The organism is Actinoplanes campanulatus (assembly GCF_014647795.1).
Taxonomy (GTDB): domain Bacteria; phylum Actinomycetota; class Actinomycetes; order Mycobacteriales; family Micromonosporaceae; genus Actinoplanes; species Actinoplanes campanulatus.
Genome location: NZ_BMPW01000002.1, coordinates 174,636 through 191,018 on the forward strand (window position 1 = coordinate 174,636; position 16,383 = coordinate 191,018).

Genomic DNA, 16,383 nt, shown 5'->3' on the forward strand with positions numbered 1-16,383 from the left:
GACGTGAGCGACGACGCCCAGACCCCCCGACTGCTGCTGCTCGACGGCCACTCGCTGGCCTACCGGGCCTTCTTCGCGCTGCCCGTGGAGAATTTCAGCACCCACACCGGTCAGCCGACCAACGCCGTGTTCGGCTTCACGTCGATGCTCATCAACATGCTGCGCGACGAGAAGCCGACCCACATCGTGGTCGCCTTCGACGTCTCCCGCGTCTCCTTCCGCACCGAGAAGTATGCGGAGTACAAGGCCGGCCGCTCCGAGACGCCGAAGCCGTTCCTGGGCCAGGTCAGCCTGATCAAGGAGGTGCTGGAGGCGCTGCGCATCCCGGTCGTGGAGAAGCCCGGCTACGAGGCCGACGACGTCATCGGCACCCTGGCCACCCAGGGCCGCGCCGCCGGCATGGAGGTGGTCATCTCCACCGGTGACCGGGACGCCTTCCAGCTCGCCGGCGACCACGTCACCATCCTGTACCCGGTTCGTGGCGTCTCCGACGTGTGGCGGATGACGCCGGAGGCCATCGAGGCGAAGTACTTCGTGCCCCCCTCGCGGTACCGCGACAAGGCCGCCCTGGTCGGCGAGGCCAGCGACAACCTGCCCGGCGTGCCCGGCGTCGGCGACAAGACCGCCGCCAAGTGGATCAAGGAGTACGGCGGGCTCGACGGCATCGTCGCGAACGTCGACAAGATCAAGGGGAAGGTCGGCGACAGCCTGCGCGCCCACCTCGCCGACGTGCTGCGCAACTACGAGATCAACGCCCTGGTCTGCGACCTGGAGCTGCCGCTGACCCCGGCTGACGTGCGCTGGGAGGGCTGGGACCGCGAGGCGGTGCACCAGGTCTTCGACGCCCTCGAGTTCCGGGTGCTGCGCGAGCGGCTGTATTCGTACCTGGAGGCCGTCGAGCCGGAGGCCGAGGCCGGCTTCGACCTCGACGCGTCCGTGCTGCGCTCCGGTGGCGTCGCCGCGTGGCTGCGTGAGCACGCCGGCACCGCCCCGGTCGGCGTCGCCGTCACCGGCACGTTCGGCCGCGGCGCCGGCCGGCTCACCGGCGTGGCCGTCGCCACCGCGGGTGGTCCCGCCGCCTGGTTCGACCCGGCCACCCTCGACGAGGACGACGAACGCGCCGTCGCCGCCTGGCTGGCCGAGCCGTCCCGGCCCAAGGTCATCCACGACGCGAAACCGGCGCTGCTCGCCTTCCACGCCCACGGCTGGCAGCTCGCCGGCGTCACCACCGACACCGCCCTCGCCGCCTACCTGGCCAAACCCGACCAGCGGGCGTACGACCTGAACGACCTCGCCCTGCGCTACCTCAAGCGGGAGCTGCGCGTCGAGGAGCCACAGGACGGTCAGCTCGCGCTCTCCTTCGAGACCACCGACGACCACACCGCCGAGCAGGCCGTGATGCTGCGCGCGCGGGCCACCCTCGACCTGGCCGAGGTCCTCACCGCCGAGCTGTCCCGCGACGGCGGCGAGTCGGTCCGGCTGCTCGCGGACGTCGAACAGCCCCTGTCGGTCGTCCTCGCCGAGATGGAGCGGCGCGGCATCGCCGCCGACACCGACTACCTGTCCGAGCTGGAGTCGCACTTCGCCGCCGAGGTGAAGGCCGCCCAGCAGGCCGCCCACGAGGTCGTCGGGCGCGAGTTCAACCTCGGCTCACCCAAGCAGCTCCAGGAGATCCTCTTCGTCGAGCGCAACCTGCCGAAGACCAAGAAGATCAAGTCGGGGTACACGACCGACGCCGACGCGCTCACGAACCTGTTCGAGCAGACCGGCGACCCCCTGCTGGCCCACCTGCTGCGCCACCGCGACGTCGCCAAGCTCAAGTCGACCGTCGACGGCCTGCTCAAGTCGGTCTCCGACGACGGCCGCATCCACACCACCTTCAACCAGACCGTCGCCGCCACCGGCCGGCTCTCGTCGACCGACCCCAACCTGCAGAACATCCCGATCCGCACCGAGGAGGGCCGGCGCATCCGCCGCGCCTTCGTCGTCGGCCCCGGCTTCGACCAGCTGATGACGGCCGACTACAGCCAGATCGAAATGCGGATCATGGCGCACCTGTCCGGCGACGACGCGCTGATCGCCGCGTTCAACTCCGGCGCCGACTTCCACGCCGCCACCGCGTCGTCGGTCTTCCACGTCGGCCTCGACGAGGTCAGCCCCGATCAGCGGCGCAAGATCAAAGCCATGAACTACGGCCTGGCGTACGGGTTGAGCGCCTTCGGCCTCTCCAATCAGCTGAGCATCTCCACCGAGGAGGCGCGCACCCTGATGACGGAGTACTTCGAACGGTTCGGCGGTGTCCGCGACTACCTGCAGGCCGTCGTCCAGCGCGCCGGGAAGGACGGCTACACCGCCACCATCCTCGGCCGCCGGCGCTACCTGCCCGACCTGAGCAGCGACAACCGCCAGCGCCGCGAGATGGCCGAGCGCATGGCCCTCAACGCCCCCATCCAGGGCTCCGCCGCCGACATCATCAAGATCGCGATGCTGCACGTCGACGAGGCACTCAAGGACAGCGGCCTGGCCTCCCGCATGCTCCTGCAGGTCCACGACGAACTGGTCTTCGAGATCGCCCCCGGCGAACGCGAACCCCTCGAGGAACTGGTCCGCCGCGAGATGGGCGCCGCCTACCCCCTGTCCGTGCCCCTGGAGGTCTCCATCGGCGCGGGCCGCGACTGGAACGGCGCCGACCACTGACCCCTTCCCGGCCCGGCCTCCCGCCGGGCCGGGCCTCCCGCAGACCGGCCGCACCGCTTGGATCCGGCGGGGCGGCGTTCACGGACCGGTGAGCGGTGAGGCCCGGGTGGGTGAGCGGAGTACCCGTCCGGGTGGCATCAGGGCCGCTGGTTTGCCCCGTTCTGGCACCCTGGTCCGATGCCGATCCGATCGATGCCGATGGAGGCCGGCACCGGCCTCGGCGCTGACCTCGCACCGATCGGCCCGGCGCTCGGAGGTGGCGCGCTGGACGAGGATCAGGCCGGGCACCTCGCCGGGCCGTTCAAGGCGCTGGGCGACCCGGTCCGGCTGCGCCTCATGTCGATGATCGCCTCGGCTACGGACGGGGAGATCTGCGTCTGTGACCTCAGCGCCGCGTTCCCACTCACCGGCCCCACCATCTCGCACCATCTGCGGATCCTCCGGGAGGCCGGCCTGGTCGACTGCTCCCGCCGCGGCACCTGGGTCTACTACCGGCCCGTCCCCGCCGCACTCACCCGCCTGGCCGGCGTCCTGGATGCCCGCCACGCGACAGTCTGCCCTTGACCGGCGGTCACTACCCGCGCCACCGTCACCTTTCGACGGGCGATCATCTGTCCGCGCCACGAGTCAGGCTTCGACGGGCGGTCATTCGCCGCGGCACCGTCAGCCTTCGACGGGCGAACAGCGTCGCCGCGGTCCGGCGCGACCATCGGATCGGGCTGGCGGTCACTTCTTGAGCGGGTCGTGACCCCAGTTCATCAGTGAGTGCCGCCACCGACTGTCGGCCACGTCACCGTCGGGGCGCTGGGCAGTGTGCCGATGGACGTAGCCGACGACCTTGCGCATGTGCTGCTCGTCGGCCTCGGTCAGTTCGGTCTCCTTCTTGCCGAGGATTCCGACGATCTTCCGGCCGGAGTGGTGCCCGACCGACTCGGTGCCCGGTGACGACCTCTGGCCGACCGTTTTCGACTCCTCAGTTCCGAGCCACTTGTTCAGCTCGCCGGCGGTCATGTTCACCGCGTCACGGAATTCGGCGTACACGTCGGTGTCAGCCATGGCGCAACGCCCCCGGCTTGTGCACCGCCTCGCGCCCGGTCTTGTCGCTGCGCACCCTGTACTGCGGCTCCTCGGCCGACGCCGCCACGGTCCGCCCGGCGGTCTCGGTCCGCTTGGTGATCCTCTGCTGAACGGTGCCGTGGACATCCTCCCCATGGCTGCGCCAGACCACCGGCTCACCCTTTTCAAGGCTTTTCTTCGCTTTCCCCATACCTGCCGGTTACCCCGGGCCCACCCACGAAAACGAGAGCGTGCGGCGGCCCATCATGATGTTCGCGAGCCGGCCGGGGTCAGGGTTTCGGCAGGTCGCAGACGAAGATCGCGGTTCCCGGGAACAGCCGGCCGCGCAGCGGGCTCCACTGGCCCCACTCCTGCTCGTGGCCCGCCGGCCACTCCGGCTCGATCAGGTCGCGCAGCACGAACCCGGCCGTCACCAGCTCGCGCACCCGGTCGCCCAGGGTGCGGTGCTGCTCCAGGTAGGTGACCGTCCCGTCGTCGTCGCGCTCGACGTAGGGGGAGCGGTCGAAATACGAGTTCCGGGCGACCAGCCCGTCCTCGCCGGGCTCGTCCCAGAAGATCCATCGCATCGGGTGGGTGACCGAGAACACCCAGCTGCCGCCCGGCCGCAGCACCCGCGCCACCTCGCGCATGGCCGCGCCCGAGTCGGCCACGAACGGGATCGCCCCGAACGCCGTGCACACGATGTCGAACGAGTCCGCGGCGAACGGCAGCGCCATCGCGTCGGCCTGGACGAGCGGCACGCCCACCCCGCTGCGGTCCGCGGCCTCGCGCGCGTGCCGCAGCATGCCCCCGGAGAGATCCATGGCGACCGGGCGGGCGCCCTCGCGGCGCAGCCACCGGCTGGCTGCCGCGGCGCCGGCACCGAGTTCCAGGATCATTTTGCCCGGTACGTCGCCGAGCAGCCGTGCGTCGGCCTCGCGCAGCCGCTCGGGGCACCAGACGAAGTCCACGTCCCCGAGGAAGGCGCCGTGTTCCTCCTGGTAGTCATCGGCGTCGAGGTCCCACCAGGCCCGGTTGCCGCGGCGCGCCTCGGCTTCGATGGGGTTCTCGTTCGAGTGGTGCGACGTCACCCGGCAACGGTACGGCAGGCGTGTCTGCCGTACCGATTCGGCCCATAAAGGGCATGCTGACGGGTTCCGGCCCCACAATGTGCCGCGCTCCTCAGGAGGGCTTGCAACCTGTGGTAATGCGCACGGTAAGCTAGTCGATGCGCTCGCGGATCGTGTGCCTCGGCAGGGAGCAGGCTCCGTGGTCGCCGGTCTCGGCATGATCGACTGTAGTGATCAGACTGCTTCAACGGTTGGGTCGTCTCGCTCGTTCGTGCCGCTTCCGGCGACAGTTCCGTGGAGCGCGGGAGACACCACCAATCCATTCCGTTCGGAGCAACTGTCCACATGACGAGCAGCATCGAGGCCACCTCGAGCGCCAACCGGGTCACCGTCGACGATCTCGGATCCGAGGAAGCATTCCTCGCGGCCATCGACGAGACCATCAAGTACTTCAACGACGGCGACATTGTCGAAGGCACCGTCGTCAAGGTCGATCGGGACGAGGTCCTGCTCGACATCGGCTACAAGACCGAGGGTGTCATCCCCTCGCGCGAGTTGTCGATCAAGCACGACGTGGACCCCGCGGAAGTGGTGTCGGTTGGTGACCACATCGAAGCCCTCGTCCTCACCAAGGAGGACAAGGAGGGTCGTCTGATCCTCTCGAAGAAGCGTGCGCAGTACGAGCGCGCGTGGGGCACCATCGAGAAGATCAAGGAAGACGACGGCGTCGTCCGCGGCTCCGTCATCGAGGTCGTCAAGGGTGGTCTCATCCTCGACATCGGCCTCCGTGGCTTCCTCCCGGCCTCCCTGGTCGAGATGCGCCGTGTCCGCGACCTCCAGCCGTATGTCGGCCGTGAGCTCGAGGCGAAGATCATCGAGCTGGACAAGAACCGCAACAACGTGGTTCTGTCCCGCCGCGCCTGGCTCGAGCAGACGCAGTCCGAGGTTCGCACCGAGTTCCTCAACAAGCTGCAGAAGGGCCAGGTCCGCAAGGGCGTCGTGTCCTCCATCGTCAACTTCGGCGCCTTCGTGGACCTGGGTGGCGTGGACGGCCTGGTGCACGTCTCCGAGCTCTCCTGGAAGCACATCGACCACCCGTCCGAGGTCGTCGAGGTCGGCCAGGAGGTCGAGGTCGAGGTTCTCGACGTCGACCTGGACCGCGAGCGCGTCTCCCTGTCGCTGAAGGCGACCCAGGAGGACCCGTGGCGTCAGTTCGCCCGCACCCACGCGATCAACCAGATCGTCCCGGGTAAGGTCACCAAGCTCGTTCCGTTCGGCGCCTTCGTCCGCGTGGACGACGGCATCGAGGGCCTGGTGCACATCTCCGAGCTGGCCGAGCGTCACGTCGAGCTGCCCGAGCAGGTCGTGCAGGTCGGGTCGGACGTCCTGGTCAAGGTCATCGACATCGACCTGGAGCGCCGCCGGATCTCGCTGTCGCTCAAGCAGGCAAACGAGGGCTTCGTCGAGGGCGAGGAGCACTTCGACCCGACCCTCTACGGCATGGCTGCCACGTACGACAACGAGGGCAACTACATCTACCCGGAGGGCTTCGACCCGGAGACGGGCGAGTGGCTCGAGGGCTTCGACAAGCAGCGCGAGACGTGGGAGAAGCAGTACGCCGACGCCCGCGAGCGCTGGGAGGCCCACACCAAGCAGGTGCAGGCGTCCCGCGACGCCGACGCCGAGGCCGCGCTCAACCCGGCTCCGGCCGGTGGCGTGACCACGTCGTCGTCCTCGACGAGCTCGTCGGCCCCGGCGCGCTCCGCCGAGGAGCCCGCGGGCACCCTGGCCACCGACGAGGCTCTCGCCGCTCTGCGCGAGAAGCTGGCCGGCGGCAAGAGCTGAAACTGACGCGAGTCAGCCAGTAATACCCAGAAAGGCCGTCCCGACTCCGGTCGGGGCGGCCTTTCGCCGTTCGCGAACGCGGTCCGCCTCGCCGGCGCGGCGGCTGGGCCCATCGTCGATACTTGATCCCATGCTGAGAGTCGGGCTCACGGGTGGTATCGGTGCCGGCAAGAGCGCGGTCGCCCGCCGGCTCGCCGAGCGGGGTGCGGTGATCATCGACGCCGACCTGCTCTCCCGGGAGGTGGTCCAGCCCGGCACCGAGGGGCTGGCCGAGATCGTCGCCGCGTTCGGGCCGGGTGTGCTCACCCCCGACGGCGAGCTGGACCGCCCGGCCCTGGGCGCCGAGGTGTTCGGTGACGAGGAGGCCCGCCGCCGGCTGGAGCGGATCATCCACCCCCGGGTGCGGCAGCGGACCGTCGAGATGACCCGTGCGGCCGGAGCCGACGCCGTGGTGGTCAACGACGTGCCGTTACTGGCGGAGGTGGGGCTGGCTCCCACGTACCATCTGGTGATCGTCGTCACCGCGGACCGTGACGTGCGTCTCGAGCGTCTCACCGGCCTGCGTGGCATGACCGCGGCGGAAGCCGCCGCCCGCATCGACGCGCAGACCGACGACGACCACCGCCGGGCCGTCGCCGACGTGGTCCTGGAGAACGACACCGACCTGGACCGGCTGCACGCCCGGGTGGACCTGGTGTGGCGTGAGCGGCTGGTCGAGTTCGAGCGCAACCTGCGGCTGCGGCGCTCCGCCCCGAGGCACCCCGGGCCGCGCGTGTTGCCGTCGGATCCGGAGTGGCCGCGTGCCGCCGCCCGGCTCGTCGCCCGGCTCCGGCACGGGCTCGGTGACGATGTGGGGATCCACCACATCGGATCGACCGCGGTGCCCGGGCTGGCCGCCCAGGACGTCATCGACCTGATGATCGGCGTGCGCACCCTCGACGAGGCCGACGCGCTCGCCGGCACGCTCGCCGACCTGGGCTTCCCGGAGCGGACCGGCGACTGGTCCGACCACGCCTTCGGCATCCCCGGCCGCACCTGGCCGAAGCGGATGCACGGCTGTGCCGACCCGGGCTACCGGGTCGACCTGCACGTCCGCGTCACCGGGTCACCCGGCTGGCGGTTCGCCCTGCTGACGCGCGACCATCTGCGGGCCGTTCCGGAGGCGCGCGACGCCTACGCCGCGGCGAAGCTGTCGCACGTGCGGGGGAGCCGGGACCGGCTCGAGCAGGAGGCCCGGGCGGCCGACGACTGGGCCGAGGCGACCGGCTGGCAGCCCGGCGCCGACTGAGCCCGGCGCCGACTGAGACCCTCGACACGAAGGGGCCCTCGCGGCGGCCGGGTCGTGCGGTGAACGACCCACCGCGGGTGCGCGCGCCAGGGCGTCCGGGGCGCATCGACCACGGTGCGGCGCGGCGGGCCGTGTGGGGACCCGCGCGCTGCCGGCGGCCGCCGCGAGCGGCCTACCGGCCCAGCGTAGGCAGCGGCGGAAATCCGGACAATGCCGCGCGGTGGGGCCGAATGTGCACCCTCAGCACGCCGCTTCGAGAACTTGTCATACCCCCGACGTACGGTGATGGGCATGGCGCTAGACATCCCACGACTCGACGGCCGGTTCGAGGTCGTCAGCGACTACCAGCCCGCCGGTGATCAGCCGGCCGCGATCGACGACCTGGAGCGGCGGGTCCGGCGCGGCGACCGGCACACCGTCCTGCTCGGCGCCACCGGCACCGGTAAGAGCGCGACCACGGCCTGGCTCATCGAGCGGCTCCAGCGACCGGCCCTGGTGCTGGCGCCCAACAAGACGCTCTGCGCCCAGCTCGCCAAGGAGTTCCGCGAGCTGCTGCCGAACAACGCGGTGGAGTATTTCGTCAGCTACTACGACTACTACCAGCCCGAGGCGTACATCGCCCAGACCGACACCTACATCGAGAAGGACTCCTCGATCAACGAGGAGGTGGAGCGGCTGCGCCACTCCGCCACCCGGTCGCTGCTGACCCGGCGCGACACGATCGTGGTCGCGACGGTCAGCGCCATCTACGGCCTCGGCACCCCGCAGGAATATGTCAACATGGCCGCCCGGGTCAAGGTCGGTGAGGAGATCGACCGCGACAAGCTGCTGCGCAAGCTGGTCGACATTCAGTACACCCGCAACGACATGGCCTTCCAGCGTGGCACGTTCCGGGTCCGGGGCGACACCCTGGAGATCATCCCGGCCTACGAGGAACTCGCCGTCCGCATCGAGCTGTTCGGCGACGAGGTGGAGAAGCTCTACTACCTGCACCCGCTCACCGGCGACGTGATCCGCGAGGTCGACGAGCTGATCATCTTCCCGGCCACGCACTACGGCGCCGGCCCGGAGCGGATGGAGCGGGCGACCCGCGACATCGAGGCCGAGTTGGAGGAGCGGCTCGCCGAGTTCGAGCGGCAGGGCAAGCTGCTCGAGGCTCAGCGGCTGCGGATGCGGACCACCTACGACCTCGAGATGATGCGGCAGGTCGGGTTCTGCAACGGCATCGAGAACTACTCGATGCACATGGACGGGCGGACGTTCGGGGAACCCGCTTACACCCTGCTGGACTACTTCCCCGACGACTTCGTCACCGTCATCGACGAGTCACACGTGACGATCCCGCAGATCGGCGGGATGTACGAGGGCGACGCCTCGCGGAAACGGATCCTCATCGAGCACGGCTTCCGCCTGCCCAGCGCCGCCGACAACCGGCCCCTGCGGTTCGACGAGTTCCTCGAGCGCGTCGGCCAGATGGTGTTCCTCTCCGCCACCCCCGGCAACTGGGAGATGGAGCAGGCCCAGGGCGAGTTCGTCGAGCAGGTGATCCGCCCCACCGGCCTGGTCGACCCGCACGTCGTGGTGAAACCCACCAAGGGCCAGATCGACGACCTGATGCACGAGATCAAACTGCGGACCGAGAAGGACGAGCGGGTCCTGGTCACCACCCTCACCAAGAAGATGGCCGAGGACCTCACCGACTACCTCCTGGAGAACGGGATCCGCGTCCGCTACCTGCACTCCGAGGTGGACACGCTGCGCCGCGTCGAGCTGCTCAAGGAGCTGCGCAAGGGTGACTACGACGTGCTGGTCGGCATCAACCTGCTCCGTGAGGGCCTCGACCTGCCCGAGGTGTCGCTGGTCGCCATCCTCGACGCCGACAAGGAAGGCTTCCTGCGCAGCGGCCGGTCCCTGATCCAGACCATCGGCCGGGCCGCACGGAACGTCTCCGGCGAGGTCCACATGTATGCCGACAAGATCACGCCGTCGATGCGGAACGCCATCGAGGAGACCGAGCGCCGCCGGGCCAAGCAGATCGCCCACAACGAGGCCAACGGGATCAAGCCGCAGGCGCTGCGGAAGAAGATCCACGACATCCTGGACGACATCTATCGCGAGGCCGAGGACACCGACGAGGCGGTCGGCGGGCCGATGGTCGGCGGCGCGGGCCGGCAGATGTCCCGGGGCAAGGCGCCCGTCCCGGAGACCCGGTCGAAGGGCAGGACGGCGGCCGTTCCGACGCGAGCCGGCATGGCCCGGGCCGAGCTGGCCCAGCTCATCCAGGACCTCAACGAGCAGATGCTGGGGGCGGCCCGGGAGTTGCAGTTCGAGCTGGCCGCCCGGATCCGCGACGAGATCCACGACCTGAAGAAGGAACTGCGCGGTATGGACGCGGCGGGGGTGAAATAGCCCTGATTCAGGTGGTCCCTCCGGCTGGTGGACCCGCCCGAAGCGAGGCAGCGTGATCCACCGGAGCGGCCTAGGCTGCTGTCCATGACGGCTGTTCCCGAAGTGCCCGGTGTGACGCTGCCCGCTCAGGCCGGGCGATTCCGGGCGCTGGCGGAGGGCGAGACGCCGGAGGCCGAGATCGCCGGGCTCGTCGAGCGCTGCTGGGCGGCCGACGGCGGGCTGCCCCTGGTGGTGGAGCCGTGGTTCCTGCGTGGGCGCTGGTTCGCTCCGGGGACGGTGCGGTTCGCCGTCCGGGCGGACGGCGGCGCTCTGATCGGGGCGGCCGCGGTCCGGCCCGCCACGGACGGCCCGGTGATCACCGGGCTCGTGGACCCGGCGTTCCGCGGTCGCGGCAACGGCGGCCACCTGCTGGACACCGCCCTGGCCGCGGCGCGGGCGGCTTCGTGACGGCGGCGGACGGCTGGATCGTGCAGGTCGGCGTCCTGCCGGCGGCCCGGGGCGCGGGCCTCGGCGGCGCCCTGGTCCAGGAGTCGGTGCGGCGGATGGCCGGCGCGGGGGCGGGCGAGGCGTGGCTCTGCGTCAACGTGGACAACCCGGCCGCCGGGCTCTACCGCCGGCTCGGGTTCCAGCAGCACGGGCGCCGGGCCCGATACCGGCCGGCGGGTGGCATCCACCGCGTCGCCCGCGGCGGCCCGGGGCTCGACTGAGCGGAGCCACGGGAGTGCTTCCGGCGTACCCGGGGATGGGTTTGATTTTGAGGGGAAGTCGTGGCGCGGCACGCAGAGTGACCGGCGGTCGTGGTCGCGTCAGCCGGTGGAGAGTCGTGATCCGGGTCGCGGCGGGCGCCGGAGGCGATGTCGGTGAATTACTCGGCCAGCGGCGGCTGGGCCAGCGTGCCGGCGATCAGGCGCGCCACTGGGCGAACCGGTCACTGCGGCGGAAGCCGGTCTCCGGGGCCTTGAGGCTGTCCCGCTCCACCAGCGGCAGGAAGCGTGCCGGGGACTCGGTGCCATGCTGCCGGAGCACCGAACGGCACCGGGCGTGCCGGCGATCAGTGGCGACCGCGAAGAACGTCGATCAGCGTGACTTTGAGAACCAGGTCCGGCAAGCCCCCATGCGCACCGGATCGCTGGATTGCTTGGCTGCCGTAGCCGGTGGACCGCGAGGATTTCCGCAGGTCAGGGCGTAGTCTGAGGGAGCGGTCAGCGACGGGGTCCCCGGACGCCAGAACAGCCTGGATGAGTGGTTTGGCCGCGAGCTGTGCCACTCCCTGTCCTCCCGGTGTGCCGATCGCGCCTCGGATGCGCAACAATGGCTGCTGTGGGAGGGGAGTATTCCCCCGCTCCGGTCTCGTCAACACGGAACGCCTCTTCGGGGCGAACCCGGGGCCGGTGGTCACGGACCGTAAAAGGTTCGTGGCGGAAGAGACCTCCGACAGTCGCACGTCGCTGTTCTCGCTCGGGTCACGGGTGGGCGCAGCGACGACCCGTGTCTGCCGGAGGTCCTCGTTGAACGTTTCCGCCTGGGTTTGGGTCGCCACCCTGGTCGCCCTCATCGCGGTGCTAGCCGTCGATCTGCTCATCATCGGCCGCCGGCCGCACGAGCCCAGCATGAAGGAAGCGGGGGGCTGGGTCGCGTTCTACGTGGGCCTCGCCCTGCTCTTCGGCATCGGGGTCTGGCTGGCCGCGGGCGGGCAGGCGGCCGGTGAGTTCTACACCGGCTGGCTCACCGAGTATTCGCTGAGCGTCGACAACCTGTTCGTCTTCGTGATCATCATGGCCCGCTTCGCGGTCCCGCGGCACCTGCAACAGAAGGTGCTGCTGATCGGCATCGTGCTGGCGCTCGTCATGCGTGGCGCCTTCATCGCCGCCGGCGCCGCCCTGATCTCGCAGTTCTCCTGGGTCTTCTACATCTTCGGCGCCTTCCTCGTCTACACCGCGATCACGCTGGTCAAGGGCGGGGAGAACGACGAGGACGACTTCAAGGAGAACATCCTGATCCGCTGGGCGAAGCGGGCGCTGCCGCTCTCCTCGTCCTTCGGCGACGGCCGGTTCAGCATCGTCACCGAGACGGGCAAGCGGCTGTTCACCCCGATGCTCATCGTGATGATCGCGATCGGCACCACCGACCTGATCTTCGCGCTCGACTCGATCCCGGCGATCTTCGGCATCACGAAGGAGCCGTACCTCGTCTTCACCGCGAACGTGTTCGCGCTGATGGGCCTGCGCCAGCTGTTCTTCCTGCTCGGCGGTCTGCTCGAGCGCCTCGTCTACCTCAACATCGGTCTCGCCGTGGTGCTCGCCTTCATCGGCGTGAAGCTGGTCCTCGAGGCCCTGCACACGAACAACCTGCCGTTCCTGCACGGCGGCCAGCCCTTCCACTGGGCTCCGGAGATCCCGATCTGGCTCTCCCTGCTGGTCATCCTCGGCACCCTGGCCATCGCCACGGTCGCCAGCCTGATCAAATCCTCCCGCGACCGGAAAAGGGATCTGATCGCCGCCGAACGCTGATCCATCGAAAACGCGGGGTCCTCGATCGAGGACCCCGCGTTTTCGCGTTGTCCGGGGAACGGAGAAGCCGCCCTCCTTCGAAGGAGGGCGGCTTCGGTGAAGCGGGTTACTACTGGTGCTTGCGGCGGGCCGCGGCGCGACCGCGGGCCGTCTGGTCGAGGACGACCTTGCGGATGCGGATCGCGGCCGGGGTGACCTCGACGCACTCGTCCTCGCGGCAGAACTCCAGGGACTGCTCCAGGGACAGCTTGCGCGGCGGGATCACCTTCTCGGTGTTGTCCGCGCTGGCCGCACGCATGTTGGTGAGCTTCTTCTCCTTGGTGATGTTGACGTCCATGTCGTCGTCACGGGAGTTCTCGCCGACGATCATGCCTTCGTACACCTCGGTGGCGGGCTCGACGAAGAGCTGCCCGCGCTCCTGGATGTTGATCATCGCGAAGGCGGTGACGGCGCCGGCCCGGTCGGCGACGAGCGACCCGTTCTGGCGGGTGCGCAGCTCGCCGAACCACGGCTCGTAGGCCTCGAACAGGTGGTGCATGATGCCGGTGCCGCGGGTCTCGGTGAGGAACTCGGTCCGGAAGCCGATCAGGCCACGGGCCGGGACGAGCCACTCCATGCGGAGCCAGCCGGTGCCGTGGTTGATCAGCTCCTCCATGCGGCCCTTGCGGGTGGAGAGCAGTTGGGTGATGGCGCCCATGTACTCGTCGGGGGCGTCGATGGTGAGGCGCTCGACCGGCTCGTGGACCTTGCCGTTGATGGTCTTGGTGACGACCTGCGGCTTGCCCACGGTGAGCTCGTAGTTCTCCCGGCGCATCTGCTCGACCAGGATGGCGAGGGCCAGCTCGCCACGGCCCTGGACCTCCCACGCGTCGGGGCGGTCGGTCGGCAGGACGCGCAGCGACACGTTGCCGATGAGCTCCTTGTCGAGGCGGTCCTTGACCATGCGGGCGGTGACCTTGGCGCCCTTGACCTTGCCGACCATCGGAGACGTGTTGGTGCCGATGACCATCGAGATGGCCGGCTCGTCGACGGTGATCAGGGGGAGCGGGACCGGGTTCTCCGCGTCGGCGAGGGTCTCACCGATCATGATCTCGGGGATGCCGGCGAGGGCGATGATGTCGCCGGGGCCGGCGCTCTCGGCGGGCTTGCGCTCCAGGCCCTCGGTGACGAGCAGCTCGGAGATGCGCACGTTGCTGATGGTGCCGTCGGTCTTGCACCAGGCGACGGTCTGGCCCTTGCGGATGGTGCCCTCGTGGACGCGGCAGAGCGCGAGACGGCCGAGGAACGGCGAGGCGTCGAGGTTGACGACGTGCGCCTGCAGCGGGGCGTCCTCGTGGAACTTCGGCGCCGGGATGGTGTCGAGGATGGTGCTGAACAGCACGTCGAGGGAGTCGCTGTCCTCGGGGACGGTGCCGTCCTTGGGTTGGGTCAGCGAGGCGATGCCGTCGCGGGCGCACGCGTAGACGATCGGGAACTCGATCTGGTGCTCGTCGGCGTCGAGGTCGAGGAACAGCTCGTACGTCTCGTCGACGACCTCCTTGATCCGCGCGTCCGGCCGGTCCACCTTGTTGATGATCAGGATGATCGGCAGCTTGGCGGCCAGGGCCTTGCGCAGCACGAAGCGGGTCTGCGGCAGCGGGCCCTCGGAGGCGTCCACCAGCAGGGCGACGCCGTCGACCATGGTCAGGCCGCGCTCGACCTCACCGCCGAAGTCGGCGTGGCCGGGGGTGTCGATGATGTTGATGGTGACGGCTTCGCCCTCGGCGGGCTGGTAGCTGATCGCCGTGTTCTTGGCGAGAATGGTGATGCCCTTTTCCCGCTCCAGGTCCATGGAGTCCATGACGCGGTCGGCCATCTCGCCACGCGCGTGGGACTGGCTGCCCTGGCGCAGCATGGCGTCGACCAGGGTGGTTTTGCCATGGTCGACGTGGGCGATGATGGCGACGTTGCGTAGGTCGGTGCGGGTCTGCATGGGGTCCATTGTTCCCGGCTCAGGTTGCCGATAGTGACACGGGGTCAAGACCCGAATCTTGTGGTCTTCTGTCCGTTTTTCAGCCTCCCGAGATCATCTGATCACTGTTAACGTCCTTCATCGATGTATCACGGGGGAAGGTCGGCATCGATGAAGAAGCGCATCAACCTGGTAGCCGCGGTCACGGCACTGATCGTGACGGCGGGCTGCGGACTGGCCGGTGCCAGCGAGAACGAGAAAGATTCGGTGGGCGCCCCACCGGTGTCGGTGGCGCCCGTCACCACCGAGCCGGTGATCGAGGAGACGACGGCCGCCCCGGTGGAGACCACGACGAAGCCGAAGCCGACGAAGAAGGTCACCAAGTCGCCGACCGCCAGTGCGAGCCCGGTCGAGCAGGACTGGAGTCAGGTTCCGCCCTGCTTCGACTACGAGGGCAAGAACATCTCCAAGACCAAGGCCAAGGCGGCTCTGAAGAAGGCGTCGGGGCGGATCTACTGGCGTACCGAGGCGCCCCAGCTGAAGCTCAACTTCACCCTGGTCAAGGCGGTGTCCTGGCAGGAGAGCGGCTGGCAGAGCGCGATCAGGAACTGTGACGGTGGCTTCGGTCTCATGCAGGTGATGCCGGACACTCTGGACCACATGAACCAGCGGTTCGGCCTGGACTACGACGCGACCGGGAACTACCAGGACAACGCGTACGCCGGGGCGAACTACCTGGCCTGGCTGACCCGGTACTTCGGGGACAGGTACTTCAAGGAGAGCTACGACCTGAGCCCCTCGAAGTGCAAGAGCCACTCCAGCTGGTGTCTGCTGAACGTGGTCGTCTCGGGCTACAACGCGGGTTACGGCACGGTGGACGCGGCGGCGAAGAGCAAGACGCTGCCCAATCCGGCTTACGTCGACTCGGTGCGCTCGCTCATGGCCGACTGCCCCTGCGGCAAGTACTGAGGCCAGGCGGGATACACTGGGGGACGTTCCCCGAGACCTCAATTTGGTGCTAACCACGGCGTTCAAGTACTGTCTCGGGGTTGTCGTGTGTCGTTGATGCTGGCGAGCTGCGTTTGTTTCGGCCCGTGCAGCTCACCCAAAGGAGCCCTACTCAATGCCGCCCAAGAAGAAGACTCATGAGGTAACCCTCGCGCTTGAGGCGGGTAACGCCGCGATGGTCGACCTCGGTAAGATGCTCGGCCCGACCGGCGCCAACATGCGTGCCGTCAAGGTCGAGTACGACGAGGCCACCGCGAAGAACCGGGGCGAGATCATCCCGGTCATCGTGTCGGTCTACGAGGACCGCAGCCACACGCTGGCCTACAAGACGCCGCCGACCAGCTTCCTCATCCGGAAGACCCTGGGCATTCAGTCCGGCGCCGCCAACCCGCTCACCACGACCGTCGGCACGCTCAGTGCCCAGCAGGTCAAGGAGATCGCCGAGCGCAAGCTGGTCGACCTCAACGCGAACGACCTCGACGCCGCGATCAAGATCGTGTCCGGCACCGCCCGTTCCATGGGTGTGAAGGTCGCTTCCTGAAGTAGCTG

The 16,383-nt window shown here is 69.1% G+C and carries 15 protein-coding genes; 10 read left to right on the forward strand and 5 right to left on the reverse strand.

Annotated features, from left to right (window positions below; all coding sequences use genetic code 11):
• Positions 1-3 precede the first annotated feature (3 nt).
• Together polA and IEZ13_RS05650 are read left to right on the forward strand one after the other, a co-directional pair.
• Positions 4-2,697, forward strand: coding sequence for a DNA polymerase I (polA, locus tag IEZ13_RS05645; RefSeq protein WP_183217523.1), 2,694 nt, complete (start codon positions 4-6; stop codon positions 2,695-2,697).
• A gap of 177 nt (positions 2,698-2,874) precedes the next feature.
• A complete protein-coding gene (locus IEZ13_RS05650; protein WP_183217525.1) occupies positions 2,875-3,261 on the forward strand; it encodes an ArsR/SmtB family transcription factor in 387 nt (128 codons plus the stop codon).
• 162 nt (positions 3,262-3,423) lie between these two features.
• Here the strand turns inward: IEZ13_RS05650 and IEZ13_RS05655 are convergent, their stop codons facing one another.
• The 3 genes from IEZ13_RS05655 to IEZ13_RS05665 all read right to left on the reverse strand — a co-directional run bounded on the left by IEZ13_RS05655 (position 3,424) and on the right by IEZ13_RS05665 (position 4,844).
• Complete coding sequence (locus tag IEZ13_RS05655) at positions 3,424-3,753, reverse strand: DUF3140 domain-containing protein (protein WP_183217527.1); 330 nt, start codon at positions 3,751-3,753, stop codon at positions 3,424-3,426.
• On the reverse strand, positions 3,746-3,964 hold the full coding sequence (locus IEZ13_RS05660; RefSeq protein ID WP_183217529.1) for a hypervirulence associated TUDOR domain-containing protein: 219 nt from the start codon (positions 3,962-3,964) through the stop codon (positions 3,746-3,748). The genes IEZ13_RS05655 and IEZ13_RS05660 overlap by 8 nt, the downstream gene beginning before the upstream one ends.
• A 79-nt stretch (positions 3,965-4,043) precedes the next feature.
• Entirely contained in the window at positions 4,044-4,844 is an 801-nt protein-coding gene (locus IEZ13_RS05665) for a class I SAM-dependent methyltransferase (RefSeq protein WP_183217531.1), read from the reverse strand.
• Positions 4,845-5,168: 324 nt separating this feature from the next.
• On the opposite strand from IEZ13_RS05665, the gene rpsA reads away from it, so the two are divergent.
• From rpsA to IEZ13_RS47430, 5 genes are all read left to right on the forward strand, one after another.
• On the forward strand, positions 5,169-6,668 hold the full coding sequence (gene rpsA, locus IEZ13_RS05670) for a 30S ribosomal protein S1 (RefSeq protein ID WP_183217533.1): 1,500 nt from the start codon (positions 5,169-5,171) through the stop codon (positions 6,666-6,668).
• Between the two features lie 130 nt (positions 6,669-6,798).
• Positions 6,799-7,956: a dephospho-CoA kinase gene (gene coaE / locus IEZ13_RS05675; RefSeq protein WP_183217535.1), complete on the forward strand. Its 1,158-nt coding sequence runs from the start codon at positions 6,799-6,801 to the stop codon at positions 7,954-7,956.
• Between the two features lie 291 nt (positions 7,957-8,247).
• Positions 8,248-10,365, forward strand: a complete 2,118-nt coding sequence (gene uvrB, locus IEZ13_RS05680) for an excinuclease ABC subunit UvrB (protein ID WP_183217537.1) — start codon at positions 8,248-8,250, stop codon at positions 10,363-10,365.
• 84 nt (positions 10,366-10,449) lie between these two features.
• Positions 10,450-10,812: a GNAT family N-acetyltransferase gene (locus tag IEZ13_RS47425; protein ID WP_239171091.1), complete on the forward strand. Its 363-nt coding sequence runs from the start codon at positions 10,450-10,452 to the stop codon at positions 10,810-10,812.
• Positions 10,809-11,072: a GNAT family N-acetyltransferase gene (locus tag IEZ13_RS47430; RefSeq protein WP_239171090.1), complete on the forward strand. Its 264-nt coding sequence runs from the start codon at positions 10,809-10,811 to the stop codon at positions 11,070-11,072. Before IEZ13_RS47425 ends, IEZ13_RS47430 begins: the two co-directional genes overlap by 4 nt.
• Before the next feature lie 196 nt (positions 11,073-11,268).
• On the opposite strand, the gene IEZ13_RS47435 is transcribed toward IEZ13_RS47430, so the two are convergent.
• Entirely contained in the window at positions 11,269-11,391 is a 123-nt protein-coding gene (locus tag IEZ13_RS47435; RefSeq protein ID WP_260178780.1) for a hypothetical protein, read from the reverse strand.
• Between the two features lie 482 nt (positions 11,392-11,873).
• Between IEZ13_RS47435 and IEZ13_RS05690 the strand changes: the two genes are divergently transcribed.
• The gene (locus tag IEZ13_RS05690; RefSeq protein ID WP_183217539.1) at positions 11,874-12,875 is read left to right on the forward strand and encodes a TerC family protein; all 1,002 of its coding nucleotides are present in this window, start codon (positions 11,874-11,876) and stop codon (positions 12,873-12,875) included.
• A 109-nt stretch (positions 12,876-12,984) separates the two neighbouring features.
• Here the strand turns inward: IEZ13_RS05690 and typA are convergent, their stop codons facing one another.
• Complete coding sequence (gene typA / locus IEZ13_RS05695; RefSeq protein WP_183217541.1) at positions 12,985-14,847, reverse strand: translational GTPase TypA; 1,863 nt, start codon at positions 14,845-14,847, stop codon at positions 12,985-12,987.
• Positions 14,848-14,997: 150 nt separating this feature from the next.
• On the opposite strand from typA, the gene IEZ13_RS05700 reads away from it, so the two are divergent.
• The gene (locus IEZ13_RS05700) at positions 14,998-15,795 is read left to right on the forward strand and encodes a lytic transglycosylase domain-containing protein (protein ID WP_183217543.1); all 798 of its coding nucleotides are present in this window, start codon (positions 14,998-15,000) and stop codon (positions 15,793-15,795) included.
• A gap of 154 nt (positions 15,796-15,949) precedes the next feature.
• Positions 15,950-16,375: an uL11 family ribosomal protein gene (locus IEZ13_RS05705; protein ID WP_183217545.1), complete on the forward strand. Its 426-nt coding sequence runs from the start codon at positions 15,950-15,952 to the stop codon at positions 16,373-16,375.
• Positions 16,376-16,383 lie beyond the last annotated feature (8 nt).